Raw genomic sequence first — 24075 nt, forward strand, 5'->3', positions numbered from 1 at the left:
ACGCGGAACGCCTATTTATCCCGCGCGCCAGTTGCCTTCTGGTTCCGTCGCTCCGCAGCTTCTTTTGCTCCTTCAGGGAGCGCACCGAACATCGCTGCAATTTGCTTCGGCGTTGAGAGCAACTCGCCGGCGAGCACGTTGATCAATTGAAACAACTTTATCGCTATATCTCTGTCATCACGGAGATCCAACTCTCCAGGATGCACCGCATTGTTTCCATAGACCCGTACAATATCCATCACCATAATCAAGCGTGGGTCCACCTTGTCGGCATAGAGTTTTGCAATCGCTGCATCAATCGAAAGACCTTGGTATCCTAATTGTCCGCATAATTTTTGAAGACACAGTCGCAGTAACGCTGCGGCACCTCGCGGCGATTTTTCAACAATAGCCCTGGCCTCGTTATAGTCGGCCTTGATATCGTCGGCTAGGTCTTCATTCGGCGGAGGACACGAAGATAGTTCCGGGTAGATCATGGCCTCCGCTACCCAGACAGCAATCCCATCGCAGCTTTCGCATTTGCTCAAGTTCAGCCCAGCGCCGTACCGAATCTCGCGCACACCCCGATTCTGGATAAATACCGCAATTGGGCCGATCTGCCGCAAGTGTAACGAATGACTATCTCCGACTTTCGGTCGCTCGGACAGCGTTCGACCTGAAATGAGTGCCTGCGCGATATTGGCGAGCGAATCTTTGGCAGTCGAAAAAGCAAGACTTTCGTACCAAGTGTGTGCGGAAAACGCGCCGCAGTGAGGGCAGTTGAAGCGCGGGTTCGAAAATGAAGGTGGGGCGATCTGCGTCAAGGAACTACTCCTGAGAAAATTTCGCGTGGCGCTTAGTCAACGCGTACCGGATACCAGTTCGCACCGCGGCGCGCTTCCGATTCCCGACACTCTCTACCCTGCCGATTCGGCACGATGATTAAACTGCCAATTGAATAAGCGCGTCCCTCGTAGTGACATATCGGCGCATCGTTGGAAGGGGTGGTGATTGCAAACGCTAGCCAACCTATCGCAATGGAAATCGCGACCATAGCGATTGCCGCCCATTTCATCCACCTTCGCCCACGTGCAGGGCAGCCAGAGCACGTTGGGCTGCGTCGGACGAGTATGGCCCCGGTCATCGGGCCGTTCGCCGCATTGCGCAACGTACGTTGATCCACTTCGCCGTAGATGCTGGCTGCGAGCTCCGCAGCGGTCTGAAGACGTTGTCTCGCCTTCTCCTCGCCACTGGAGCGCACACCGACAGTTGATCGAGCTGCAATACTAACGTCGTGACCGGCGACGTTCCCGACGTCGCCCAAAAAAAAATCTGTTGCCTGACCATGCCTCGCTAAACCCCGAATTTGCGTGATAGGTCAGTCTGGTCGGTTACTGCTGTTACTTCTTTTTATCGACGCCGACGACCTTTCGCGATTTGATCTTCACGTCACCCACTGTTTGATTTCCAATCGTGGCGCCGCCGAAATTCATCTGGTACTTGCTGCTGCTTGGTGCTGCGCCTGCCGTCAGTGCGGCAATGGCTGCGGCTTTCACTACATCCGGCGCATCGCGGTAGCGACGCACCAAATCCACTTCATCGGCGGAAAGCACTGAGGCATCCGGCCGCCCGGTAACGACAAAAAGCGCATCGACGCCGCTCTCAGAGAGATTAGCCAGGAAGCCGACATCGGGCGTCCGTTCGCCTTTTTCATAGAGAACCATCGTCTTTTCCGACACCCCCCCCAGCGCACCGAATGCCTTCAGGCTGAGAGCAAGGCGCTTTCTCTCGGCACGCAGCCGCTCACCAATACTTTCCATTTGGTGTGTTTTCTGTTGACGTACAAACCGAACGGTGTGTACTATTGGTTTGTGCAAGGTTAATCGTCCCAAGTATATCGCCATGACCTCTGAAAAGAAGCCGCTACGCCGCGCCCCTCGCGGCGTTATGTCGGACAAGCCGCTCTACACCCGCCTCACTTCCAACGAGCGCGACGAAGTTCTGCGCGTTTCTGACGCGGAGCGCTGCTCGGCCTCAAGCATCGTGCGTCGCCTCGTCTTGCTCGGCCTCTCCGTCTATAAGGCGCAGGCCGGATCCCGTTCTTGATCCGCTCCGAATGGAGGCCACCGTGTATCTAGATCCGAAAAGTGTCCGCGACAACCGAATGACGCTGCGGCTCAACGACGCAGAGCTGGCCATCATCACATCGATGGCGCAGTACCTCGGCGAACAGCCGGCCACGCTCGCCCGCCAGCTGCTGCTGCGCCAGGCGTCCGAAGCGTTTGGCCTGGCGAGCAATGTATCGCGCGACGCCGCGTAATCGAAGTCGACGAAGAGCCGCTCATCAGATGCCGGAACTTGAAATTGCCGTCAGCGACAGCGAGCTGGAGTTGATCGAAGAAATCCGCCGCACGCTCAATTTGCCGAGCATCGAAGAGGCAGCAACGTGGCTGTTGAAGGCCCGCATGCGTGAACAGATGGAGCGCGTCGCAGGTCGGCGACGCGCGATGTACGAAGTGAAGAAGCAAGGACGTGCGCAATGAAACTGGTTTGTCCGCACTGCGCGCGACGATTGAAGATCCGCACCAGCCGAATCATGACTCGCCAGACGAGCCAGCTGTACTTCCAGTGTGAGAACGTCGAATGCGCCTTCACCTGCATGGCGCTCCTCTCCATCGTTCACACGCTGGCACCGAGCCAGTCACCTGACCCCACGGTGTTTATCCCGGCGGGTAAGGCAAAGCTGCAAGAAACCGACGTCCGGCAGATGGACCTGCTGGACAGTAGCGAGTAACGCGCACAACTGAATCACCCCGAGTTGCCCCTCGCATCGTGCCCCTACGGCGCGAGGGGATTTTTTTGCCCAAATTTTCTAAGAGGAGATCGAAATGAAGCGCTCATCGGGTACCGCCAAGCTATCCCTCATCCAGCAAATGATTGCCGACGAAAATGAACGTCACGCCTATCGCATCAAGGAAATTGCCGGCATGACTGCGCGGCTCAAGTTGCTGGAGCCAGTACTGGAAGCACTGAAAGAACGCTGCGCATTCAACTGCGATACCCACAGTATCCGGCCCCTCTTTAACCGTGAGATCAAGGTTTCGGGATGGCTGGTCTATGTGCCAGTTCGGGTGCACGAGACGTTGCTGGAGATCGGCTTCGAGGAGACCTCTCGCCATGACTATCAGTCGACTTACACCGTCCGCCTGAAAAAGGGCCGACTCCGGATCGCAGTCTCCGTAGACCTGCATTACACCAGCCGCCTTTCTTGAGAAGCGCGATGGCGATCCACGACGTCACCGACGCCGACCGTCAACGTGCGCTGCATGCCGTCGACGCTTCTGCGGGATACGACGGCTTCTCATCACCAATGATGCAAACCACCTTGGCAGTCGTCTACCGCGCGTTGTTCAACCGCGCAGCTCGACAACTGCCCACACCTCGCGAACCTGCCAGCGTCGACGTAAAACGTCGTGCCGCCGGCGACCGCGATTAACCGTAGCAGGAGTAATCATGCGCCACCGCAAGACCCGTTGTGACCTGATTCACCGCACCGCCCTCGGCGGCTACACCATCGACGGCCCCTATGTCCGTCAGCGCGGCATCCGTCGCTTGGTGGCACGCATCGTCGCGTGGTTTGGGGGTGTCCGATGAACATTCGCACCTTCGGCCTGCCCGTCTCCTTTCCCGAGTTCCTGGTGCCCGCCGCCGCTGTCGCTTTCATGCTCGCGCATCGCGGCCGCACGCTTGAGGAGGCCATCGACGCGGGCCACGCCCTCGGCTACCGGCCCACTGTTTGCCCGCTCCCGCAGATGGACGGCGGGTGGACGTATGGCTTTGGTCTCACCGTGGAGCGCCTAGTCGTTCCCTTCGTGGTCGAGCTGTCGGAATTTCCGGCAGGTCACGCTTGATCGGGAGAAGAACATGCCGACCAGCAAGCACCGCAAACAACGCCGCGCCTACGTTCCGACCGAACGCCGCATCCCGGTCATTCTTTGCCACAACGGCGCAGCCGAATGTCAGCTCATGCTCGTGCCGCACGAGGAGCTCGAGAAGCTGCGCACCGGCTCTGCGACCGAGGAGTCCTGGCACACGCTGGCTTTTCGCATCAACGTGGGCCAGGCGCTCGCCGTCGCCTACTTCACCCCGGACGTGCGCGAAGCGCTTTCCGACGCAGCTATCGCAGTTTCCGAGGTTGGGAAGCGATACCTGGCGGACAAGCGCCTCGGTGTCACCGGCGACCAATTCCGCGCCATCGCGCGGGGCCTGACCATCACGGACGATCTACAGAAGATCACAACACGTCGCGAGCAGCTCGCAGCGCACGAGTTCGCGCTCACCACCGCACAACGAGTTCCAGCCGGAGAGGTCTTCACATGCAACCGATGACTTTCGGTGACCTCGTCCACCTGATGGGCGATCTAGGAGTCGTGGCTGAATGGGATCTCCCACCGAGCATCGCCAGCCTATGTCAAAGAGCGTTTGACTTTATCGAAGCGACCATCAAACACGGCCAACTCGCGCAAATCCTCGCGAGTATCGATACGGACGAGAAATTCATTGCCTTGCTGCGTACCGAGATCGCGCTGACATTGCTTGATAGCGATACGCAGCTCGCGCTCCAGCGTCCTGCAGCTCCTTATCGAACTGAGAAGGGCTGCACGTGATGAGGGGCCTCGCACAACTCGCCGGTATTTGGTGCGCGTCGCCGGACTTCCATCGTTGGCTCTGCGAGCTTGGCGGCATGCCCGCCGCCGAGGAGGATGCCATCGAGTTCATCTATCTCGCCTGCGAGATCAACTCACGCGCCGAGCTGGATACCGACGAACGCGCCGCTCGCCTCTTCGTTGAGAAAGTCCGCGGCCCCTTCCGCGAATGGCTCAACGGCAAGCCAGCAGCCTCCCCATCCCGACAACGCAAAAAGTAATCCCGCCGGCGCGAGCCGGCTTCTCTCATACCGAATAGATAAATGGCATCCATCGAGCAACTGAAACTGCGCATTAACCTTCACGAGCTTGCGGAGCGCCTCGGACTCAAACGCGCGCCAGGCGGTGACAAGGCGCTCTATCACTCGCCGAAACATGAGGACAAGAGCCCGTCGCTCTCGATCTTGCAGGACCACCCGAAGCACGGCACATGCTGGAAAGATCACAGCTCCGGCGAGGGCGGCTCGTGCGTGGATCTCGTTATCTACGTGCGCGGTGGCACCGTCGGCGAAGCAATGCGCTGGTTGCACGAAGCCTTCGGCATCGCTTTCGACAAGCCGGAGGCGAAAGAGCAAGAACGCAAGGGCAAGCTGGACTACATCGCTGACCGCTGCCTGGCCGGCAGAGAACGAGCGCGCGAGTATCTGAAAGGTCGCGAGATCTGCGACGCCGCTTTGGATGCGGCTATCGCAACCAGGTCGCTCGGATTCAACGACTGGACCAGCCAGCAACTCTCCAGCGGAAACGTTGGGTATGGTGGCCCCGCCGCCGCCTTCATCGTTCGCACCCAGGAAACCGGTCAGATTGTCGCCATCGACATGCGTTACCTCGATCCGGCCGCGAATGGTGGCGTCAAGACGCAAACCCAAGGGGCCAAGGACGGCCACGGCTGGACGGCTGACTGGCGCAAGCTCAAGCGCGCACATCGCGTCGTCGTTGTGGAAAGCGCCGTCAATGCGCTGTCTGTAGATACGTGTGGCATCCCTGGCACCGCGTCGTTCGCCATGCGTGGCATCGGCAACGTCCAACACATCGACTTTTCGTTTCTCCAGGACAAGCAGGTCGTCATCTGTTTCGACAACGATGAACCCATCGAAGAAGGCAAGCCGCGCGCGGGCCACCGCCCCGGCCCCGAGGCTGCGTGGGCACTGCACGAACGCCTGACCGCCATGAACATCAGCGCGATGCTTGTCGACCAGGCGCACTGGTCGGCGGATCTCGCCGACGGATCTACGGAGCACCAGCCGATCAACGACGTGAACGATTACCTGCGCCTGCGTGGCGCGCAGAAGCTTGCCCGAGCGCTGGAAACGCTCGAGCACTGGCTCATTGCCGGCCTCGCCGGTGACGACAAGGTGAAGGGCAAGAAGCGCGTGTTCCTACCGTCGCATGACTTCGCGCAGTACTGGAAATTCAGGGTGCGGCCCGACTTCACCAGCTATGTGTCGAAGATGAATAAGAACGAAGAGACCGAGGTGGAAACTCCGGTCATCAATGACCTGGCCGGCTTTCGTATCGCGTCGCTAAGTCGAGTATCCGTTGCCAGCGCGACGTCGACCATGACCGGAGATCCCGACCAGTCCCCGACCGTCTATTTCGCCGTATCGGTGCAGACGCCGCGCCACGGAGCCAAGCTCATCCGCAAGGTCATGCTCGATGACCAGCTCCACAACGTCGACCAGTGGGGCAAGTTCGGGCCGATCTGGTCGCCGGCGCCGTTCAAGCGCATGGTGAACATTCTCGAGCGCACCGCGCACCTCGGCGCGCGCCACGCGGCCAACTTCGTGGGCCTCGCCTGGCGCGATGGCCAACTCATCGTCAACGAGGGGCCGGACTGCTATTTCACCGAGGCAGACAAACAGTGCCCGTATCACAACCTGACCTTCCCTTCCGGGCCATCCACCGACGCGCGCAAAGTCGTCAATGCGTACCAGGAGACGTTCCGGCAGAACGCAGCGACAATTCCCCTGATTTGGTCGCTCGGGGGGCACCTGAAGGCGCTCCTGGGCTTCTGGCCGCATATGACCGTGCAGGCTGACAAGGGCGCGGGTAAATCGACGCTTATCAAGCGGCTTGAGCGCACGCTCGCCTTCACGATGTTCTCGGGCCAGAGCCTGCAGACCGAATTCCGTCTGCTCACCAGCATCAGCCACACGAGCCATCCGGTCGGATGGGAAGAACTGTCAGCGCGCCGCCAGGACGTCATCGACAAGGCAGTCGGCCTGCTGCAAGAGAACTACCAGTACACGGTGACGCGACGCGGCACCGACATGACCGAATACCTGTTGTCGGCACCCGTCATGCTCGCCGGCGAAGACGTGCCCGTGCGTAGCCTGCTCGGCAAGTTGGTGCGCACCACGTTGACCGGCAAGAAGGGGCCGATGATGCCCGACGATCTTCCGCGGTTCCCGTTGCGCCAGTGGCTCGAATTCCTGGCCAGCCTGAATCGCCTCGAGGTGCTGGCCAAGTACCGCGATCTGCGCGATTACTGTCTGAGCAGAAGCCGTGCAAGCGGTAGCGACGACGGGGCGATGCGCATGGCAGGTAACTATGCGGCCGTGCTGCTCGCATGGGGCTATCTGAGCGAGTTCGCGGGCATGGACCGCGACGAAGGCGGCTTCCCGAAAGATCTGCTGACCGAGATGAACACGCACATCGCCGAGACGAGCGCCGACCGTGAGCCATGGGTCTGGATCATGGAGACCGCGCTTTCCGAGATTGACGCCAGCAACTTCAAACACCCCTACACCTTCGACGACGTCGACGGCGAACCATGCCTACTCGTGCGCACGAGCCACGTCATGGACCACATCGCGCACTCCTCATCGCTGCGCGAGAAATGGAACGGCCTGCCGGTCAAGAGTGACCGCGTGTTCAAGAAGCAGATCCAGTCCGCCGGCGTCATCGTCGGCGAGAAAGAGCAAGAGCGAACGATCCACAACCGCCGCGTCAACTACCTGTCGGCGATCTCGCTCGACCGCATCAAGAACTTCGGCCTGGCCGTGGCCATCCGTAACGACAAGTGAACCCCATAATGATCTCGTACTCCGGCGGTGTCTTGTGCCTCATCACTGGACGCCGCATCGGCCGGCGCATCGTGCTCCGGCACTTCCTCATGATCGCGCTCCAATACCACGATGGCGTCCTGGCCAACTGCGCCTTGCGTCAGCTCGACGGTCTCGCGGGGGCATGGTAATGCCCCGCATCGTTCCATTCGCGGCCGGTACGGCCGCTGTATTCGATCAATCCCCGGCTGCCGGGCCAACGGCCCGCCCGGCGCATGGGACGTCCTACGGGGCGCGTGCCCGGGCGATTCTGGTCGGAGGTACGCGCCTTCAGATGGGTAGCGTGGTCAGCGCGCCTACGTCGACCTTCCTCGACTCCCCCGTACCCCCCGCGAGTGTTAGTCGGCGCGGGGAACTGCCGACCGTGAAGGAGGGGGCCGGCCGGGAGCCGATTTTGCGCAAGGGTACGTCGGGGAGCGCAAATAACTCGTGGATTTTGCCTACCGGTGTCGCTAAGTCATTGATTCCTGAAGCGACATGCCTCACGAGTCGTGGTGCTTTTTCCACGGGTCACCCAATTTTTTCCACGAGTCGTATTTTGCGAGTTTCACCCTGTCTCTATACCTCTCTCTCTCTTAAATTATTGAAGAAGAAAGAGAAAGCAGAGAAGAAAGGGATCGAACGGCGCACAAACCAGCATCCACGAGTCGGGGCATCTTTTCCACGAGTCAGCAAAGCTGCCTATTTTTTAATCCACGAGTTTTACCCCCTTCCACGAGTCGACTCGTGGAAACTCGTGGAAAATATTTCGTTAATATTCAACGAATTAACATTCATTGGCGGCCAATCCACGAATCCACGAGTTGCGCTGCCTGTGGTCACGTCCGCGCAGCAGGTCGAGCGGCAACGGATCGACCGGAAAGCCTCGCTCGTCGGCCGGGTAACGAACGCGTATCCGAGGGAGGTGGCATGAGTCTGCTCGTGACGCCCATATTTCTGACCAAAGACGAGATTCGCGAGATGACCGGTCGTGTCAGATATAAGTCGCAGGCGCTTGTACTTTCGGCGCTCGGGATCGAGCACAAAGTGCGGCCGGACGGCAGCATGCTCGTGCTCCGCGCGCATGTGGAGCAGTCGCTTGGCGGCGTGACCAAAACGCAGACGCGCCAACGCGTCTACGAGATCGATAGGAGCACTCTCTAAATGCCTCGCAAACGTAATAAGGAAAACATGCCGCTACCAGTTCGCTGGCAGTTCACTCACGGTGCTTACTACTACCGGGTGCCACCTGGCCTCGAACGCCTGTGGGATAACAAGAAGCGGTTCCGACTGGGCAAGACCTTGCCGGAAGCCTATAGGGAATGGGCGAACCGCATCGGCTCGCTCGATTCCGCGCGCAATGTTGGCGAGTTGCTGAACCGCTATGCGCTGGAAGTGATCCCGACGAAGGCAAACACAACACAGACGCTTAACCTGCAAGCGCTCAAGAAGCTGCGCGTCACGTTCGGATCATGGCCCCTCAGCGCCGTCGAGCCGCACCACATCTACACCTATGCAGATGCTCGCACGAAGACCGTGAAGACGGCTGACGGTGGAGTGAAGCGAGAGAAGGCATACACCGCAGCGTTGCACGAAATTGAGGTGCTTTCGCACGCATACACGAAAGCTGTCGAGTGGGGCTATATCAAGCGGCATCCATTCGCACACGAGGTGCGCCTCAAGAGCAAGCAGCCACGAGACCGGTACGTTGAGGATTGGGAAATCGCCGAATGCCTCGCCATCGAGCCGAAACGTAAGTTAGGCGGCGTACGGGCGGTGCAAGCATACATCCGAGTGAAAGTGCTGACCGGCCTGTCACGCGGCGATCTGCTGCGCTTAGAACCCGACGAGCATATCCTCGATGACGGCATTCACGTCCAACGGCATAAGACCAAGAACAGCACAGGTAAACGCACGCTGTACCTCTGGAACGACGATCTGCGCGCCGCTGTCGCCGAAGCTCAGGCCGCTCGTCCGGTCGCGACATCACGCTGGCTCTTCTGCACCCGCAAGGGCGAATGCTACGTCAAGGACCACGGGCGCGCGGGCGGATGGGAGTCACTCTGGGGCGATTTCATGGCTCGCGTGATGGCAGAAACGAAGGTGACGATCCCGTTCAGCGAGCATGACATTCGCGCCAAGGCGGCAAGCGATGCCGAGTCGCTCGAGCAAGCGCGTGCCCTGCTATCTCATGCAGACAGCAGAACAACGCAACGCATCTATCGTCGGAAGGCCGAGCGTGTGAATCCGCTCAAGAAACCGGGTTGAATGACACAACACCCGATCTGTGACACAGACGGACTTCCTGAACTGCCCGGAAACCCATATGAAATAAGGTGGCGGAGAGACGGGGATTCGAACCCCGGATAGGCTATTAACCTATACACGCTTTCCAGGCGTGCGACTTAAACCGCTCATCCATCTCTCCTGAAGGTCGCGAATTATAGCAGATCATCGGCAACATCCCATACCCTTTCGTGCGAACCCTGCCAAATTCACCTCCAGCCCCGCGTCGTCACGGGCGACGAAGATGGTCCACCAGTTGCCGGTCACGCTCGCTCGGACGCTTACCCAGCCAACTGAATACGATCGCCACAGCAAACCCCGCCGGTACCCCGAACGCCCCCGCCGAAATCGGATCCACCCCCCACCAGCGCGCCCCGACGAATCCCGTCAAACGCGTGAAGAACGGGTACGTCGTCATGATGTAATACACACACACCAGCAACCCGCTCACCATTCCCGCCGTCGCGCCCAGCCGCGTCGTGCGCTTCCAGAACACCCCCAACACCAACGCCGGGAACAAACACGACGCCGCCAACGAAAACGCCGCCCCCACCAGGAACAAAATATTCCCCAGGTTCAGCGACGTCACATACGACGCAAACATCGCCACGCATAACAACAATATCTTCGACGTCGTCACCCGCTTCTGACTCGACGCATTCCGATCCACCATGTGAAAGTAGACGTCGTGCGATAACGCATTCGCTATCGTCAGCAACAACCCGTCCGCCGTCGACAACACCGCCGCCAATGCCCCAGCCGCCACCAACCCCGAAATGACGTACGGCAACCCCGCGATCTCCGGCCCCGCCAACACCAGCATGTCCGGCTGCATCCAGATCTCCCCCCACTGCACCACCCCGTCTCGGTACACATCCGAGATATCCAACTGCACCGGCGTCGCGTGCCGCCACTGCATCACCCACCCCGGCAGATTCTCGTACCGCGCGCCCGCCAGATGCAACAGCACGTCGTACTTGAGCATCACCGCCAACGCCGGCGCACTCACATACAGCAGCGCCACGAAGAACAGCGTCCACCCCACGGAACTGCGCGCACCCTGCACCGTCGCCGTCGTCCCATAGCGCGTCAAGATGTGCGGCAAACTCGCCGTACCAATCATCAGGCACGCCATCAGCAACAGAAAGTTCAAACGCTGTGCACTGCGCGTCGTGTCGTCCCGCGCCGGAAACGGCTCCGTCATCGCGTGCTGCGGCTCGCTGCGCTCCACATACTGATTGCGCATCTCCAGCCACCGGTTCTGCGCGTCGCCGACGTCGCGCGGGAACGCGTCGAGCTTCGCCTCGAGAACCTTCACGTCACGCAACGGCCCATTGCGACGCTTCGTATCCAGCAACTGCCGCTCCAGCTCCGCACGCTCGCCATAAAAGCTGTCCGGCAAGCCGTCCAGCCGGCGCTGCATCTGCTCCGCCTGCTCACGATAGTAGTCGCGCACCTCGCGCTCAGGCACCGACTGCTGAATCTCTCGCTCCAGCGCCTCGACCTTCGCCAACGCCGTACCATAGCTGAACTGCGGGAACCAACCGTTACCCGTCTGATGGCCAATCATGGCCGTCGGCACCAGGAACGCCGTGATCATGATGATGTACTGCGCCACCTGCGTCCACGTCACGGCGCGCATGCCCCCGAGGAACGAGCACACGAGAATGCCCGCCAACCCGAAGAAAATGCCAATGGTGAACTCCACACCGATGAATCTCGACGCGATCAGCCCTACCCCCTGAATCTGCGCCACGAGATAAACGAACGAACACAGAATGGTCGAGAAAACGCCCAACCCCCGCACCACATTGCTGTCGTAGCGCGTGCCAAGAAAGTCGGGCACCGTGTAGCGCCCCATCTTGCGCAGGTACGGAGCAAGCAGGAACGCCACCAGACAGTAGCCGCCCGTCCATCCCATCACGTACGCCAGACCATCGTAGCCCGACACGTACAACGATCCCGCCAACCCCATGAACGACGCCGCGCTCATCCAGTCCGCCGCGCACGCCATGCCATTGAATACCGGCGGAACACGACGCCCCGCCACGTAGTACTCGGCAGCGTCCGACGTCCGGGAGATCAGGCCAATCACCGCGTACACGGCAATCGTCACGAACAGGAAGGCGTAACCGATCCACACGCCCGGGCCATTGACCCGCTCAAGCAGACCCATCATCAGCACGAACGAGAGGAATCCCGCCGTGTAATACACGTAATAGCGCAGCATCCTGCGCGTGAAACTCATCGGGAGGTCGGCGCCGACTCGGCGCGAGAGGAGGAACGAGAGGACGCCCCCAGGGATGTCGAACGCGCCGCAGGCGGGGGCGTGCCGCCGCCATCCTGGCCGAGACTGACGCGATGGGCATCGCGCAATGCCTGTAGTTCACGATGGTAGCGCGCGTCGTTACGCCGCTGCAGCAACGCATAGGCGACGATCAGGCCAATGTCGATCAGGATCGCCCCCTGGGCCCCCATGTAGAACGGCAGCGGCCACCCGGCAAATCGCACCGTGGCCCATTCGCGTGCCCAGAACTGCGGCACGAAGGTCACCACGAAGCCAATCGCCATGAGCACCGCCACCCGCCGCAAGGTGCGCCGCCAGTGACGCGCCGCAATGCCAGCCGCCGCCCCATGCCAATCGACATCGGGCAGCGAGCCTCCGGCCGCAAGGCCCGGCGGCCCGCTTGCGCCCGCCGGGTCGGCCTTGCCGGCCGGGCCGGTCTGCGAGCGATTTGCCATAGCCGCCCAGGAATCCGCGCTTACTGCGCTTGCTTGAGCTGCTCCAGGATGGCCGGATTTTCAAGGGTGGACGTATCCTGCGTAATCTCCTCGCCCTTCGCAATCACGCGGAGCAAACGGCGCATGATCTTGCCCGAGCGGGTCTTCGGCAGGTTGTCACCAAAACGGATGTCCTTCGGCTTGGCGATCGGTCCGATCTCCTTGCCCACCCAGTTACGCAGTTCGAGCGCCAACTGCTTGGCTTCGTCGCCGGTTGGGCGCGAACGCTTGAGCACCACGAACGCGACAATAGCCTCGCCCGTCGTGTCGTCGGGGCGTCCCACGACCGCCGCTTCCGCCACGATGGGGTTGGCGACGAGCGCTGACTCGATTTCCATCGTGCCCATGCGGTGACCCGAGACGTTCAGCACGTCGTCGATGCGGCCCATGATCGTGAAGTAGCCGGTCTTGATGTCGCGAATCGAGCCATCCCCCGCCAGATAGATCTTGCCGCCCAGCTCCGACGGGAAGTAGCTCGACTTGTAACGCTCCGGATCGCCCCAGATCGTGCGAATCATCGACGGCCACGGACGCTTGATCACCAGCATGCCGCCCTGACCGTTGGGCACGTCCTGCCCGGTTTCGTCGACGATCGCCACGGCAACACCCGGCAGACCCAGCGTGCACGACCCCGGCACCAGCGGCGTGGCGCCCGGCAGCGGTGTAATGACGTGTCCCCCCGTCTCCGTCTGCCACCACGTGTCGACGATGGGGCAACGCCCGCCGCCAACGTTTTCGTAATACCACATCCACGCTTCCGGATTGATCGGCTCGCCGACGGACCCGAGAATGCGCAACGACGACAGGTCGTACTGCTTGGGGTGTACCGCCGGCGTCTGCTCGGCCGCCTTGATCAGCGAACGGATCGCCGTCGGCGCCGTGTAGAACACCGACACCTTGTGACGCGCGATCATCTCCCAGAACCGACCCGCGTTCGGATACGTCGGCACGCCTTCGAACACGATCTGCGTCGCCCCCACGGCCAACGGACCGTAGGCGATATAGGTGTGGCCGGTGATCCAGCCGATGTCGGCCGTGCACCAGAAGACGTCGTCCGGCTTGATGTCGAAGGTCCACTGCATGGTGAGCGACGCCCACAGCAGATAACCGCCCGTGCTGTGCTGCACGCCCTTCGGCTTGCCCGTCGAGCCCGACGTATAAAGGATGAAAAGCGGATGCTCCGCGCCCACCCACTCCGGTTCGCACTGATCCGATTGACCCGCGACGAGGTCCTGCAACACTTCGTCACGACCGGCCTGCATCGTCACATTGCCGCCCGTGCGGCGGTAGACGATCACGGACTTCACGTGTTCGCAGCCGCCCATGGCGAGCGCCTCGTCGACGATGGCCTTCAACGGCAGCGCCTTGCCGCCGCGCATCTGCTCGTCGGCAGTAACGACGACCACCGCCCCGGCGTCGATCACGCGCTCGTTGAGCGACTTGGCAGAGAAGCCGCCGAACACGACCGAATGCGTCGCGCCGATACGCGCGCACGCCTGCATGGCGACCACGCCTTCGACCGACATCGGCATGTAGATGACCACGCGGTCACCCTTCTTCACGCCCTTGGCCTTGAGCGCATTGGCGAAGCGGCTCACGCGCGCGAGCAGGTCACGGTAGGTGACGGCGGTCACCGTGCCGTCGTCCGCCTCGAACAGAATGGCGTTCTTGTCGCCCAGACCCGCTTCGATCTGGCGATCCAGGCAGTTATAGGACGCATTGAGCTGACCGTCCTCGAACCACGTGTAGAACGGGGCATTGGTCTCGTCGAGCACTCGGGTGAACGGCTTGTGCCAGGCCAGATTCTCCCGCGCCTGACGCGCCCAGAATCCCTCGTAATCCTTGTCGGCCTCGGCGCACAGCGCCTCATAGGCGGGCATGCCGGAGATCTTCGCTTGGGCGACCAGCGCCTGCGGCGGCGCGAAGACGCGCTGCTCCTGCAATACCGATTCGATTGCTGCCATGAGTTGTCCCCTCTTATAGATATGCAAAAACTATTGCAATCCAGCCAAAACAGATCGCTGACATCACATTAAGACGAGCGACTTACTAACGCCTTACACTGGCACACGCGAGTCCCGCGCCTCGCGCGCGGGACTCGCACGAAGGCGCCGCCGCATGGCATCAGACTGTGGCGAATTCGCTACAATCCTACCCGCATCCCCTCTGACTCGCCACCCCCGGACTCGCCCGGAGCGCCCGTGAACTCGACACCCCCGTCTCAACCGCCCTCCGCACCTCGCTCGACGGCGTCGGCCACCGACCGCTTGTTTGCGCGCTTTCCGAGCTTCGCGCTGGCCGTGGCGATGACCTTCGTGGGCATCAACGTCGGTATCGGCAAAACCATGGTCGCCGTCATGCCGGTGGCCGCCTTCGCATTGTGGCGCTTCGTGATCGCCATCATCGCCCTTGCCCCACGCTACCGGCCGGCCGCCATGCGACGCGTTACAGGCCGCCAATGGCGCAACCTCTTTGTTCAGACGTTTTTCGGTACATTCCTCTTCACCTTGCTCATGCTTTCGGGCGTGCGGATGACGACGGCCACCGCCGCCGGGGTCATCACCGCGACGCTGCCGGCCTGTGTCGCCCTGCTGTCGTGGGCGGTGTTGCGCGAGCAGCCGTCGCGACGCACGCTCGCGAGCATCGGACTGGCGATCGCCGGCGTGGCCCTGCTCAACCTGTCGCGCGCCGATACGCACGGCGCCAACGCCACCGCAGCCGCCGGCAACGCCTGGCTGGGGAATGCGCTCGTGCTCGGCGCCGTGGTCTGCGAAGCCATCTACGTGATCGTCTCGAAACGGCTCGCGGCCGAACTCGCCGCCATCGATATCTGCGCGTATACGCACCTGATCGGTGGCGCGATGATGCTCCCCTTCGGCGTGGCGGGCCTGATGGCCGTGGATTATGCGGCGCTGACACCCGGGCATTGGGCACTCATCGTCTGGTACGGCCTCGCCGCCAGTGTCTTCTCATTTTTCCTGTGGATGCGTGGCATTCGGCACGTCAGCGCCCAGCTCGCGGGGGTTTTCACGGCGATGGTGCCCGTGGCAGCCACGGCCTACGGCGTGATCTTCCTGGGCGAACGGCTGACAGCAGCCCAGGGCGCCGCACTGGCCCTGACGGTGGCTGGCATCGTGCTCGCGGCGTTGCCGCGCGCCGGTTCGCGCAAGACGCTATTGCCCGCCCGGGATTGAATCGGACACGGCGCCTGCGGCAAGACGTTGTAAAATGCCCGCCAAGCGGAATGTCGCGACGCGATATCCGTGACGGGCAAGCGGTCACCGCGTAAAGCCGGATGCTTTGCCCGATGATTTCCTGTTGGATTTGCCTTATCGATAATTACGGCCTGCTGCGGCAAGCACGGGCCAACGTCACCACTTCGTCAAAACAACCATGTCGACCCCCGGCCGCCCGTCCGACGCGCCGATGCGCCCCCTGCCCCGCATCATCTTCTTCAGCCGCTGGCTCCAATTGCCGCTGTATCTGGGGCTGATCGCCGCGCAAGGCGTCTATGTCTACAAGTTCCTGGCCGAACTTTGGCACCTGATCTCGCACGCAACGACGTTCGACGAAACGCAGATCATGCTCGTCGTGCTCGGCCTGATCGACGTGGTGATGATCTCGAACCTGCTCATCATGGTCATCATCGGCGGCTACGAGACGTTCGTCTCACGCCTCGGCGTCGAAGGCCATCCGGACGAGCCGGAGTGGCTCGATCACGTGAACGCCGGCGTGCTCAAGGTCAAGCTGTCGATGGCGCTGATCAGCATTTCGTCGATCCACCTGCTGAAGACCTTTATCGATGCCGCCCAGCAAACGCCGCACACGATCATGTGGCAAGTGATCATTCACTGTGCCTTCCTGCTTTCCGCCTTCGTCATGGCCGTCGTCAACAAGATGACGAACGATAGCCACGCCCCGGCGTACGCGACACCGCAACTCATTACCCCCACCCGTCCCCACTAAGTCGAGAGCCGTTTCATGTCTACCGTCATTAAAGAAGACGACGTCATTCAGAGCGTCGCCGGTGCCCTGCAGTACATCAGCTACTACCATCCGGACGATTACATCCAGGCGCTGGGCCGGGCGTATGAGGCCGAGCAAAGCCCCGCCGCGCGCGACGCGATCGCGCAGATCCTGACCAACAGCCGCATGTGCGCCGAAGGCCGCCGTCCGCTGTGCCAGGACACCGGCATCGTGACCGTGTTCGTGAAGGTCGGCATGAACGTGCGCTGGGACGCCAAGCGCAACCTCACCGATATGATCAACGAAGGCGTGCGTCAGGCATACATGCACCCGGACAACGTGCTGCGCGCGTCGATCGTGGCGCCGCCCGAAGCCGGCCGCAAAAACACGAAGGACAACACGCCCGCCGTCATCCACTACGAAATCGTGGAAGGCGACAAGGTCGACATCACGGTCGCGGCCAAGGGCGGCGGCTCGGAGAACAAGTCGAAGTTCGTAATGCTCAACCCGTCCGATTCGATCGTCGACTGGGTCGTAAAGACGGTGCCGACGATGGGCGCCGGCTGGTGCCCGCCGGGCATGCTCGGCATCGGTATCGGCGGTACGGCCGAAAAAGCCATGGTGCTCGCCAAGGAATCGCTCATGGACCCGATCGATATCCATGATGTGATCCAGCGCGGCCCGCAGAACTGGAACGAAGAGCTGCGTATCGAGCTGTTCGAGAAGGTCAACGCCCTCGGTATCGGCGCGCAAGGTCTGGGCGGCCTGGCCACCGTGCTCGACGTGAAGATCCTCGACTACCCGACGCACGCGGCGTCCAAGCCGGTCGCCATGATCCCGAACTGCGCCGCCACGCGTCATGCGCACTTCACGCTGGATGGCTCGGGCCCGTCGTTCCTCGCCGCACCGTCGCTCGACGCGTGGCCGAACGTGCACTGGGCACCGAATACCGAGACGAGCAAGCGCGTCGATCTCGACACGCTCACGCCGGAAGAAGTCGCCAGTTGGACGCCGGGCCAGACCCTGCTGCTCTCGGGCAAGATGCTCACCGGTCGCGACGCGGCGCACAAGCGCATCGCCGACATGATCGGCCGCGGCGAGCCGCTGCCGGTGGACTTCAATGGCCGTGCAATCTACTACGTCGGCCCGGTCGATCCGGTGCGTGACGAAGTCGTCGGCCCGGCAGGCCCGACCACGTCCACCCGCATGGACAAGTTCACCGACATGATGCTCTCGAAGACGGGCCTCGCCGTCATGATCGGCAAGTCGGAGCGCGGCCCGGCCGCCATCGAGGCGATCAAGAAGCACAAGGCTGCGTATCTGATGGCCGTCGGCGGTGCCGCTTACCTCGTGTCCAAGGCCATTCGTGCGGCTCGCGTTCTCGCCTTCGAAGACCTCGGCATGGAAGCCATCTATGAGTTCGACGTCAAGGACATGCCCGTGACGGTGGCCGTCGATTCGACCGGCGTGTCGGTGCACCAGACCGGTCCGAAGGAATGGCAAGCCAAGATCGGCAAGATCCCGGTCGCGGCAGAGTGATGCGACGTAAAACAATGTAGCCGCAATGCAGCGCGCAACAAGGCGATACATGGCGATACAGGGCTGACCCGGCCGCAAACGATCAGGTCAGCCCCGCAAGATCGAGCCCGGCCTCCGCCGGGCTTTTTTTGTCCGCTCGCCGCCGTTCCGAGCCACGCCGATGCCACAATAAGGAGCACGAATGGATCGCATTTCCATTTGCACCTTGGTTCACGAAAGGCCTGGCAAGGCTTGGCTTCCCGACCTTTTCAGGCTACGCTTCAACCGCTCGTAAACCGAATAAGGCAGGGATCCCATATGAAAGGCGACAAGAAAGTCCTCGAACTCCTCAACGCACAGCTCACGAACGAGCTGACAGCGATCAACCAGTACTTTCTGCACGCCCGCATGTACAACCACTGGGGCCTCGCAAAGCTTGGCAAGCACGAGTACGACGAGTCCATCGGCGAGATGAAGCACGCCGACATGCTCATCGAACGCATTTTCATGCTCGACGGCCTGCCCAACCTGCAGGATCTGCACAAGCTGCTCATCGGTGAGAACACCGAGGAAATCCTGAAGTGCGACCTGAAGCTCGAATACCTCTCGCAAAAGACCTGCAAGGAAGGGATCGCTCATTGCGAAAGCGTGAAGGACTTTGTCTCGCGCGAGATCTTCAACGAGATCCTGCACGACACCGAAGAGCATATCGACTGGCTGGAAACGCAGATCGACCTGATCGGCAAGGTCGGCCTGCAGAACTACCAGCAGTCGGGCATGACGTCGTTTGACGAGTAACGTCGATACGCCGCAGCACGTGGACTCACCCGCGCATCGCCGCGCCGATATCGGTTTGCAGGCTTTGCGCTAGAATTCCGGGGCCGGCCATTTGCCGGCCCCTTTTCGTTTGCCATGCCCTCCAACGCGCCGATTGGCGTTTTCGATTCCGGTCTCGGCGGCCTGTCGGTGCTTCAGGCCGTACGCGCCTTGCTCCCGCACGAGTCCCTGCTCTACGTGGCCGACTCCCGCTTCGCGCCGTATGGCGAGCGTCCAGACGCATTCATCGAACAGCGCAGTCTGGCGATCGGTCGATGGCTGCGCGAGCGCGGCGCCAAGGCGCTCGTCGTCGCCTGCAACACCGCGACGGCGCACGGCGTGGCCGCGCTGCGCGCCGATGCGCCGTGGCCAGTCATCGGCGTCGAACCCGGCATCAAGCCCGCGGCGGCGGTATCCGCGCACGGCGTGATCGGGGTCCTCGCCACGGCGGCGACGCTGCGCAGCGCGCGGTTCGCCGATCTGCTGGCACGTCACACCGCACAGGGCCAGCGCTTCCTTTGCCAACCGGGCCACGGACTCGTCGAGCGCATCGAAGCCGGTGACGTCGACTCCCCTGAAGTCACGGCGCTGCTCGAACGGTTCATCGAGCCGATGGTGTCGCAAGGCGCCGACACGCTCGTGCTCGGCTGCACTCACTATCCCTTCCTGATACCGGCCATTCAGCGACGCTTCGGCACGACGCTTTCCCTCATCGACACCGGTGCGGCCATCGCCCGCCAGCTTCAGCGACGTCTCGACACCGGTGCCCTGAACGCTCCCTGCCTGCCCGACGCCCGCGGCGGCCTCCAACTGTTCACCACCGCGAACGCGAGCGCGCTGCAAACGATGGCCGACCGACTGCTGCCCAACGCTCCGCGCGTCCAGACGGTCGATGTCGCCGATATTGTCGACATCGCGGAGATCGCCTCGAGCGGCCCGGCCAGTCGCAATCCGCCGCCAGACCTTCCCATCATTTCCGCCTGACACCACTACCGCAAACCCCTGCGCCTGGCATGGAATAGGTCGACGGCACTTGCAAAACACGATCAATTGAATAATAATTATTCTCATTAGTGTTACATTTTGACGTTTTCATCATGATCGTCTGCGTCTGCAAATCCGTCTCCGACCGCCAGATCAAGGCCTGCATCGACGCCGGTGCCACCTCGATGGAAGATCTTCAGATCGACCTCGGTGTTGCACTGTGCTGCGGCAAGTGCGGCCCTTATGTCCAGGAAATGGTGTCGGGGGCTTCACCGTGCTGTGGTCGCTCGTGCGGCGGCGGCTGCCAGTCGATCCGCGTGACGGCCGCCTCGGACGTCGTGGTCGCACCGCCTTTGGCGCTGGCCGCCTGAGACGGCGCTCGCCCCCGCGCCCACAGCCCCCCGATTGCTCTACCTGCCCGGCATCGACGTTGCCGAGCGTTCTGCCTCGTGTTGTTCGATCCGCCCCTGCGACCCGGCGTCGCATCGGCGACAGAGCCAGCCACGGGATGTCCATGCGACGATCCGCATTGGCCGCCCAGCGCCAGCCAGCGACTTGTTACCCTCTGGAGGTGTCGGATGGAACTCTTGATTGGCTTTGTTTCGACGTTATGCTTGTCGTTTTTCCTGTTTCGAAGGTGAGTTTGCGCACGGCGCCTAACCCACTGCGTTCGCCGACCGCGCCGCTTGGCGCGGTTTTCCTTTGATCGTCTATCCGGCCTGTCCCGAGCCCCGAGTTTTCGCGCACTGCGCGGCGCTCACCGTTCATCGCCGCAATTTAGCGTACCCTAGCCGTTACCATGTCGACCGTGCCCCCTTCCGGCCTCACGCTCATGCCGAGCCGCGATCCGCTGACGTCGCCGCGAGCCGCTGCGATTGCGGCAGCGATCATCGTCATCCACATTGCCGCCTTGGTCGGGCTAACGCACCTGCGCAATACCCCGGAGCAGGCAACGATTGTGCCGACGGTCTTCACCGCCACGATCATCCCGCCCCAGCCGAAGCCAGCGCCGCCGCACGCCTCCCCGCCCAAGCCAGCACCCGAGCCCCCGAAGCCGAAGGTCGCGCCGCCGCCGCCGAAACCACGCGTACCGGCACCCAATGCGATCTCACAGAAGGCGGAGCCGGTGGCGCCGCCGCAGCCAACCGCCGAGCCGGTGAAAGACACGGCACCGGTCGCGCCCCCAGCACCGCCCACCCCCGTACCGGCCGCCGCACCGCCGGGCCGCGTCGAAGGCCTGAAACTCGAATGCCCTGACCCGCCACTGATCTATCCAACGCAGTCGCGCCGGCTCGGCGAGGAAGGCGTTGTCACGGTGCGGATGGTCATCAACACGCAAGGTCGGGTGTCTGGGGCAGACATCGTCAAGTCAAGCGGGTATCCGAGACTGGATAAGGCCGCCATCGAATCGGCCTACAAGATGCGTTGCGCCGCCCCGATGAAGGACGGCCGCGCGGTGGAAACCACGGCGATGAAGCCGTTCAGATTCAACATAGACAATTAACGCAACCCTTCACGAACGGGATCTCCCGAGGAAAGCAAAATGCAAGAGTATGGTTTGAGCCACGTCTGGGCGCAGGGCGATTTCGTCACCCGAGCCATCGCGATCGTGTTGTTGGTGATGTCGGTGCTGTCGTGGACGGTCATCCTCATCAAGGGCACGCAGGTCTTTCGCCTGAGCCGCCTGACGCGCACCGCCGAGCCGGATTTCTGGCACTCAGAGAACTTCTCTGCCGGCCTGCAGAAACTGGGCGAATCCGGGCAGAACAATCCGTTCCTTGCGCTGGCCCTCGCCGGTCAGGACGCCGCCGAGCATCACCGTCAGAGCCAGCCGCATCTGCACGACAAAATGGATGTGAGCGACTGGATCACGCGCGCCCTCAAGAACTCGGTGGACGACACGGTGTCGCGTCTGCAAAGCGGCCTGGCCATGCTGGCATCGATCGGCTCGACCTCGCCGTTCGTGGGTCTGTTCGGCACGGTGTGGGGCATCTATCACGCCCTGCTGGCCATCGGCGCATCGGGTCAGACGACGATCGACAAAGTGGCCGGCCCCGTGGGCGAGGCGCTTATCATGACCGCCTTCGGTCTGTTCGTCGCCATTCCGGCAGTGCTCGGCTTCAACGCCCTGACGCGCGCCAACAAGGGCATCGTGTCGAAGCTCAACCGTTTTGCCCACAGCCTGCACGCCTACTTCCTGACCGGCGCCAGCCTGCACCCGACACAGTTCGCGACCAACGTCTCGCCGGTGCGCAAGTCCACCCCGGCCAGCGCCAGCTAAGCCGCCGAGCACGACAAGGAGTTCGCCATGGCCATGGGTTCATACAGCAGCGACGACGGTGCCGACGACGCCATGATGAGCGAGATCAACATGACGCCGCTCGTCGACGTCATGCTGGTGCTGCTGATCATCTTCATCGTGACGCTGCCGGTGCTCAATCATTCGGTCAAGCTCGACCTGCCGCAAGCCAGCAGCCAACCGGAAGACACCCGGCCGGCCAAGATCGATGTGTCGATCCAGGCCGACGGCACCGTCTTCTGGGACAAGCAGCCGGTCGACGAGACCGCCCTCAAGGCACGTCTGGCGCAGGCGGCCGAAGCCCAGCCACAGCCGGAATTGCACCTGTTCGCCGACAAGAACGTGCGCTACGAGAGCGTCGCGCGCGTGCTGTCGGACGCGCAGACGGCCGGCATCACCAAACTCGGCTTCGTGACCGCCCCCGACACCAAGTAGGTTCGGCACATTCAGGATTCGCAGAAGCGCAAGCGCGGTGCTCGTCACCGCGTTTTTTTGTCCATTGCCGACGCAAACCGACCGGCGCGGCAGCGCTTTCGCAATATTGTTCCAAACGGGTAACAATCCTTCCTGCGTTACGGACTACTCCCGGGGCCATGCCCCCCGATATAGTTGGGGCATGACTTTGGACGCACAACGCCGCCTCGGCACGCGTCGTCACAGGAGATTCCCCATGAGTACCCCATACGCGCGCCCGGTTGCCCGCATCTTCACCGCAGCGCAAACGCAGGAAGGCGCCGGCTTTTACGTCAATCGTCCATTCCCGACGCGCATGATGACGGACTTCGATCCGTTCCTCCTGCTCGACGAGATGGGTCCGATGCAAGTCGCCCCCGGCGACGCCAAGGGCGCCCCCGATCACCCGCACCGCGGCTTCGAGACCGTGACGTACTTGCTCGCCGGCGAGATGGAGCATCGCGACTCGCAAGGCCACGCGGGCAAACTCACGCCGGGTGACGTGCAGTGGATGACGGCGGGTGCCGGCGTCATCCACTCCGAAATGCCCTCGCAGGCCTTTCAGCAGCGTGGTGGCGAGATGCACGGCTTCCAGCTCTGGGTGAACCTGCCGCGCACGGACAAGATGATGACGCCGCGCTACCAGGAACTGCCGGCAGCCGGCATCCCGCGCGCGACCAGCGAAGACGGCAAGGTATCGGTGCGCGTCATCGCGGGCGAGGCGCTCGGCACGCGCGCCGCCATCGAGACCCGAACGCCGATCCTCTACCAGCACTTCACGCTGCAACCGCAGGGGGCGCTCGATCATTCGGTGCCCGCGGACTTCAACGTGTTTGCCTACGTGATCGACGGCGAGGGGCAATTCGGCGCCGAAGCCACCTCGGCCACGGCGCATCAGATGGTCGTGTTTGGCGACGCCGGCGAGCGCATTACCGTGCGCAACGATAGCGACAAGCCAATGTCGTTCCTGCTGATCGGCGGCAAGCCGCTGGGTGAGCCAGTAGCCCGCTATGGCCCGTTCGTGATGAACACGGAAGTCGAGATTCGCCAAGCGATTCTCGACTTCCAGGCAGGTCGCATGGGGCGGATTCCAGCGTCGGGTACCGCCGACTGAGGCGGCGCCGTCGGGGAGATCCCTGCCGTTCGCACCGGCCCGGCGAAATTGGGTCACAATGACACGCAGAGCGCGTTGTGGTCCGACGTCGTCGCCGGGCCGTTCTCTTCATCTCTCGACATGTTCCAT

30 protein-coding genes and 1 tRNA gene are annotated in these 24075 nt (G+C 62.1%); 25 read left to right on the forward strand and 6 right to left on the reverse strand.

Features of this window, described 5'->3' with window-relative positions:
• Nucleotides 1-11: 11 nt before the first annotated feature.
• Together PTE31013_RS22295 and PTE31013_RS22300 are read right to left on the reverse strand one after the other, a co-directional pair.
• On the reverse strand, nt 12-803 hold the full coding sequence (locus tag PTE31013_RS22295; protein WP_150614831.1) for a DUF4145 domain-containing protein: 792 nt from the start codon (nt 801-803) through the stop codon (nt 12-14).
• Nucleotides 804-1379: 576 nt separating this feature from the next.
• Nucleotides 1380-1799: a helix-turn-helix domain-containing protein gene (locus PTE31013_RS22300; RefSeq protein WP_150614832.1), complete on the reverse strand. Its 420-nt coding sequence runs from the start codon at nt 1797-1799 to the stop codon at nt 1380-1382.
• An 82-nt stretch (nt 1800-1881) separates the two neighbouring features.
• On the opposite strand from PTE31013_RS22300, the gene PTE31013_RS22305 reads away from it, so the two are divergent.
• The 15 genes from PTE31013_RS22305 to PTE31013_RS22365 all read left to right on the forward strand — a co-directional run bounded on the left by PTE31013_RS22305 (nt 1882) and on the right by PTE31013_RS22365 (nt 9997).
• The gene (locus tag PTE31013_RS22305) at nt 1882-2085 is read left to right on the forward strand and encodes a hypothetical protein (RefSeq protein WP_150614833.1); all 204 of its coding nucleotides are present in this window, start codon (nt 1882-1884) and stop codon (nt 2083-2085) included.
• Nucleotides 2086-2143: 58 nt separating this feature from the next.
• Entirely contained in the window at nt 2144-2299 is a 156-nt protein-coding gene (locus tag PTE31013_RS22310; protein ID WP_246174827.1) for a hypothetical protein, read from the forward strand.
• A gap of 28 nt (nt 2300-2327) precedes the next feature.
• A complete protein-coding gene (locus PTE31013_RS22315) occupies nt 2328-2522 on the forward strand; it encodes a hypothetical protein (protein ID WP_150614834.1) in 195 nt (64 codons plus the stop codon).
• Nucleotides 2519-2773 (forward strand): Ogr/Delta-like zinc finger protein, encoded by a 255-nt coding sequence (locus PTE31013_RS22320; RefSeq protein WP_150614835.1) that lies wholly within the window; start codon nt 2519-2521, stop codon nt 2771-2773. Before PTE31013_RS22315 ends, PTE31013_RS22320 begins: the two co-directional genes overlap by 4 nt.
• Before the next feature lie 94 nt (nt 2774-2867).
• Nucleotides 2868-3251, forward strand: coding sequence for a hypothetical protein (locus PTE31013_RS22325; protein WP_150614836.1), 384 nt, complete (start codon nt 2868-2870; stop codon nt 3249-3251).
• Between the two features lie 8 nt (nt 3252-3259).
• Nucleotides 3260-3475 (forward strand): hypothetical protein, encoded by a 216-nt coding sequence (locus PTE31013_RS22330; protein WP_150614837.1) that lies wholly within the window; start codon nt 3260-3262, stop codon nt 3473-3475.
• 17 nt (nt 3476-3492) lie between these two features.
• Nucleotides 3493-3633 carry a hypothetical protein gene (locus PTE31013_RS24950; RefSeq protein WP_174978678.1) on the forward strand — a complete coding sequence of 47 codons (141 nt, stop codon included), beginning with the start codon at nt 3493-3495 and terminating at the stop codon, nt 3631-3633.
• Nucleotides 3630-3890: a hypothetical protein gene (locus PTE31013_RS22335; protein WP_150614838.1), complete on the forward strand. Its 261-nt coding sequence runs from the start codon at nt 3630-3632 to the stop codon at nt 3888-3890. Before PTE31013_RS24950 ends, PTE31013_RS22335 begins: the two co-directional genes overlap by 4 nt.
• A 13-nt stretch (nt 3891-3903) precedes the next feature.
• A complete protein-coding gene (locus PTE31013_RS22340) occupies nt 3904-4368 on the forward strand; it encodes a hypothetical protein (RefSeq protein WP_150614839.1) in 465 nt (154 codons plus the stop codon).
• Nucleotides 4356-4646, forward strand: a complete 291-nt coding sequence (locus PTE31013_RS22345) for a hypothetical protein (protein WP_150614840.1) — start codon at nt 4356-4358, stop codon at nt 4644-4646. The genes PTE31013_RS22340 and PTE31013_RS22345 overlap by 13 nt, the downstream gene beginning before the upstream one ends.
• A 77-nt stretch (nt 4647-4723) precedes the next feature.
• On the forward strand, nt 4724-4906 hold the full coding sequence (locus PTE31013_RS22350) for a hypothetical protein (RefSeq protein ID WP_150614841.1): 183 nt from the start codon (nt 4724-4726) through the stop codon (nt 4904-4906).
• A gap of 42 nt (nt 4907-4948) precedes the next feature.
• Complete coding sequence (locus PTE31013_RS22355) at nt 4949-7711, forward strand: toprim domain-containing protein (RefSeq protein WP_150614842.1); 2763 nt, start codon at nt 4949-4951, stop codon at nt 7709-7711.
• A gap of 8 nt (nt 7712-7719) precedes the next feature.
• Nucleotides 7720-7881, forward strand: a complete 162-nt coding sequence (locus tag PTE31013_RS24955; protein ID WP_174978679.1) for a hypothetical protein — start codon at nt 7720-7722, stop codon at nt 7879-7881.
• A 778-nt stretch (nt 7882-8659) separates the two neighbouring features.
• Nucleotides 8660-8893: a DUF4224 domain-containing protein gene (locus PTE31013_RS22360; protein ID WP_150614843.1), complete on the forward strand. Its 234-nt coding sequence runs from the start codon at nt 8660-8662 to the stop codon at nt 8891-8893.
• The gene (locus tag PTE31013_RS22365; RefSeq protein ID WP_174978680.1) at nt 8894-9997 is read left to right on the forward strand and encodes a site-specific integrase; all 1104 of its coding nucleotides are present in this window, start codon (nt 8894-8896) and stop codon (nt 9995-9997) included.
• A 69-nt stretch (nt 9998-10066) separates the two neighbouring features.
• On the opposite strand, the gene PTE31013_RS22370 is transcribed toward PTE31013_RS22365, so the two are convergent.
• From PTE31013_RS22370 to acs, 4 genes are all read right to left on the reverse strand, one after another.
• Nucleotides 10067-10157: transfer RNA gene (locus tag PTE31013_RS22370), tRNA-Ser, on the reverse strand.
• Nucleotides 10158-10244: 87 nt separating this feature from the next.
• On the reverse strand, nt 10245-12263 hold the full coding sequence (locus tag PTE31013_RS22375) for a sodium:solute symporter family protein (protein WP_174978681.1): 2019 nt from the start codon (nt 12261-12263) through the stop codon (nt 10245-10247).
• On the reverse strand, nt 12260-12757 hold the full coding sequence (locus tag PTE31013_RS22380) for a DUF4212 domain-containing protein (RefSeq protein WP_150614844.1): 498 nt from the start codon (nt 12755-12757) through the stop codon (nt 12260-12262). Before PTE31013_RS22380 ends, PTE31013_RS22375 begins: the two co-directional genes overlap by 4 nt.
• Before the next feature lie 20 nt (nt 12758-12777).
• On the reverse strand, nt 12778-14760 hold the full coding sequence (gene acs / locus PTE31013_RS22385; RefSeq protein ID WP_150614845.1) for an acetate--CoA ligase: 1983 nt from the start codon (nt 14758-14760) through the stop codon (nt 12778-12780).
• Nucleotides 14761-14997: 237 nt separating this feature from the next.
• On the opposite strand from acs, the gene PTE31013_RS22390 reads away from it, so the two are divergent.
• The 10 genes from PTE31013_RS22390 (at nt 14998) to PTE31013_RS22435 (ending at nt 23946) form a co-directional block, all read left to right on the forward strand.
• On the forward strand, nt 14998-15990 hold the full coding sequence (locus PTE31013_RS22390) for a DMT family transporter (protein WP_425495587.1): 993 nt from the start codon (nt 14998-15000) through the stop codon (nt 15988-15990).
• Nucleotides 15991-16189: 199 nt separating this feature from the next.
• Nucleotides 16190-16762, forward strand: a complete 573-nt coding sequence (locus PTE31013_RS22395) for a TIGR00645 family protein (RefSeq protein ID WP_150614846.1) — start codon at nt 16190-16192, stop codon at nt 16760-16762.
• 15 nt (nt 16763-16777) lie between these two features.
• Nucleotides 16778-18301, forward strand: a complete 1524-nt coding sequence (locus tag PTE31013_RS22400) for a fumarate hydratase (protein WP_150614847.1) — start codon at nt 16778-16780, stop codon at nt 18299-18301.
• 297 nt (nt 18302-18598) lie between these two features.
• Nucleotides 18599-19078 carry a bacterioferritin gene (gene bfr / locus PTE31013_RS22405; RefSeq protein ID WP_150614848.1) on the forward strand — a complete coding sequence of 160 codons (480 nt, stop codon included), beginning with the start codon at nt 18599-18601 and terminating at the stop codon, nt 19076-19078.
• A gap of 114 nt (nt 19079-19192) precedes the next feature.
• Nucleotides 19193-20080: a glutamate racemase gene (gene murI, locus PTE31013_RS22410; protein WP_150614849.1), complete on the forward strand. Its 888-nt coding sequence runs from the start codon at nt 19193-19195 to the stop codon at nt 20078-20080.
• Between the two features lie 113 nt (nt 20081-20193).
• Complete coding sequence (locus PTE31013_RS22415; protein WP_150614850.1) at nt 20194-20451, forward strand: (2Fe-2S)-binding protein; 258 nt, start codon at nt 20194-20196, stop codon at nt 20449-20451.
• 428 nt (nt 20452-20879) lie between these two features.
• Complete coding sequence (locus PTE31013_RS22420; RefSeq protein ID WP_150614851.1) at nt 20880-21584, forward strand: energy transducer TonB; 705 nt, start codon at nt 20880-20882, stop codon at nt 21582-21584.
• A gap of 39 nt (nt 21585-21623) precedes the next feature.
• Entirely contained in the window at nt 21624-22361 is a 738-nt protein-coding gene (locus tag PTE31013_RS22425) for a MotA/TolQ/ExbB proton channel family protein (protein WP_150614852.1), read from the forward strand.
• A 27-nt stretch (nt 22362-22388) separates the two neighbouring features.
• Complete coding sequence (locus PTE31013_RS22430) at nt 22389-22814, forward strand: ExbD/TolR family protein (RefSeq protein ID WP_150614853.1); 426 nt, start codon at nt 22389-22391, stop codon at nt 22812-22814.
• Between the two features lie 235 nt (nt 22815-23049).
• A complete protein-coding gene (locus PTE31013_RS22435; protein ID WP_150614854.1) occupies nt 23050-23946 on the forward strand; it encodes a pirin family protein in 897 nt (298 codons plus the stop codon).
• Nucleotides 23947-24075: the final 129 nt, after the last annotated feature.

It is taken from the genome of Pandoraea terrigena (assembly GCF_902459705.1).
Lineage (GTDB): Bacteria > Pseudomonadota > Gammaproteobacteria > Burkholderiales > Burkholderiaceae > Pandoraea > Pandoraea terrigena.

What these genes read in the sequence shown, in the direction of transcription:
- PTE31013_RS22300 (WP_150614832.1), bottom strand. Translation starts at nt 1,799, where the DNA reads ATGGAAAGTATTGGTGAGCGGCTGCGTGCCGAGAGAAAGCGCCTTGCT.
- PTE31013_RS22305 (WP_150614833.1), top strand. Translation starts at nt 1,882, where the DNA reads ATGACCTCTGAAAAGAAGCCGCTACGCCGCGCCCCTCGCGGCGTTATG.
- PTE31013_RS22310 (WP_246174827.1), top strand. Translation starts at nt 2,144, where the DNA reads ATGACGCTGCGGCTCAACGACGCAGAGCTGGCCATCATCACATCGATG.
- PTE31013_RS22315 (WP_150614834.1), top strand. Translation starts at nt 2,328, where the DNA reads ATGCCGGAACTTGAAATTGCCGTCAGCGACAGCGAGCTGGAGTTGATC.
- PTE31013_RS22320 (WP_150614835.1), top strand. Translation starts at nt 2,519, where the DNA reads ATGAAACTGGTTTGTCCGCACTGCGCGCGACGATTGAAGATCCGCACC.
- PTE31013_RS22325 (WP_150614836.1), top strand. Translation starts at nt 2,868, where the DNA reads ATGAAGCGCTCATCGGGTACCGCCAAGCTATCCCTCATCCAGCAAATG.
- PTE31013_RS22330 (WP_150614837.1), top strand. Translation starts at nt 3,260, where the DNA reads ATGGCGATCCACGACGTCACCGACGCCGACCGTCAACGTGCGCTGCAT.
- PTE31013_RS24950 (WP_174978678.1), top strand. Translation starts at nt 3,493, where the DNA reads ATGCGCCACCGCAAGACCCGTTGTGACCTGATTCACCGCACCGCCCTC.
- PTE31013_RS22335 (WP_150614838.1), top strand. Translation starts at nt 3,630, where the DNA reads ATGAACATTCGCACCTTCGGCCTGCCCGTCTCCTTTCCCGAGTTCCTG.
- PTE31013_RS22340 (WP_150614839.1), top strand. Translation starts at nt 3,904, where the DNA reads ATGCCGACCAGCAAGCACCGCAAACAACGCCGCGCCTACGTTCCGACC.
- PTE31013_RS22345 (WP_150614840.1), top strand. Translation starts at nt 4,356, where the DNA reads ATGCAACCGATGACTTTCGGTGACCTCGTCCACCTGATGGGCGATCTA.
- PTE31013_RS22350 (WP_150614841.1), top strand. Translation starts at nt 4,724, where the DNA reads ATGCCCGCCGCCGAGGAGGATGCCATCGAGTTCATCTATCTCGCCTGC.
- PTE31013_RS22355 (WP_150614842.1), top strand. Translation starts at nt 4,949, where the DNA reads ATGGCATCCATCGAGCAACTGAAACTGCGCATTAACCTTCACGAGCTT.
- PTE31013_RS24955 (WP_174978679.1), top strand. Translation starts at nt 7,720, where the DNA reads ATGATCTCGTACTCCGGCGGTGTCTTGTGCCTCATCACTGGACGCCGC.
- PTE31013_RS22360 (WP_150614843.1), top strand. Translation starts at nt 8,660, where the DNA reads ATGAGTCTGCTCGTGACGCCCATATTTCTGACCAAAGACGAGATTCGC.
- PTE31013_RS22365 (WP_174978680.1), top strand. Translation starts at nt 8,894, where the DNA reads ATGCCTCGCAAACGTAATAAGGAAAACATGCCGCTACCAGTTCGCTGG.
- PTE31013_RS22375 (WP_174978681.1), bottom strand. Translation starts at nt 12,263, where the DNA reads ATGAGTTTCACGCGCAGGATGCTGCGCTATTACGTGTATTACACGGCG.
- PTE31013_RS22380 (WP_150614844.1), bottom strand. Translation starts at nt 12,757, where the DNA reads ATGGCAAATCGCTCGCAGACCGGCCCGGCCGGCAAGGCCGACCCGGCG.
- acs (WP_150614845.1), bottom strand. Translation starts at nt 14,760, where the DNA reads ATGGCAGCAATCGAATCGGTATTGCAGGAGCAGCGCGTCTTCGCGCCG.
- PTE31013_RS22395 (WP_150614846.1), top strand. Translation starts at nt 16,190, where the DNA reads ATGTCGACCCCCGGCCGCCCGTCCGACGCGCCGATGCGCCCCCTGCCC.
- PTE31013_RS22400 (WP_150614847.1), top strand. Translation starts at nt 16,778, where the DNA reads ATGTCTACCGTCATTAAAGAAGACGACGTCATTCAGAGCGTCGCCGGT.
- bfr (WP_150614848.1), top strand. Translation starts at nt 18,599, where the DNA reads ATGAAAGGCGACAAGAAAGTCCTCGAACTCCTCAACGCACAGCTCACG.
- murI (WP_150614849.1), top strand. Translation starts at nt 19,193, where the DNA reads ATGCCCTCCAACGCGCCGATTGGCGTTTTCGATTCCGGTCTCGGCGGC.
- PTE31013_RS22415 (WP_150614850.1), top strand. Translation starts at nt 20,194, where the DNA reads ATGATCGTCTGCGTCTGCAAATCCGTCTCCGACCGCCAGATCAAGGCC.
- PTE31013_RS22420 (WP_150614851.1), top strand. Translation starts at nt 20,880, where the DNA reads ATGTCGACCGTGCCCCCTTCCGGCCTCACGCTCATGCCGAGCCGCGAT.
- PTE31013_RS22425 (WP_150614852.1), top strand. Translation starts at nt 21,624, where the DNA reads ATGCAAGAGTATGGTTTGAGCCACGTCTGGGCGCAGGGCGATTTCGTC.
- PTE31013_RS22430 (WP_150614853.1), top strand. Translation starts at nt 22,389, where the DNA reads ATGGCCATGGGTTCATACAGCAGCGACGACGGTGCCGACGACGCCATG.
- PTE31013_RS22435 (WP_150614854.1), top strand. Translation starts at nt 23,050, where the DNA reads ATGAGTACCCCATACGCGCGCCCGGTTGCCCGCATCTTCACCGCAGCG.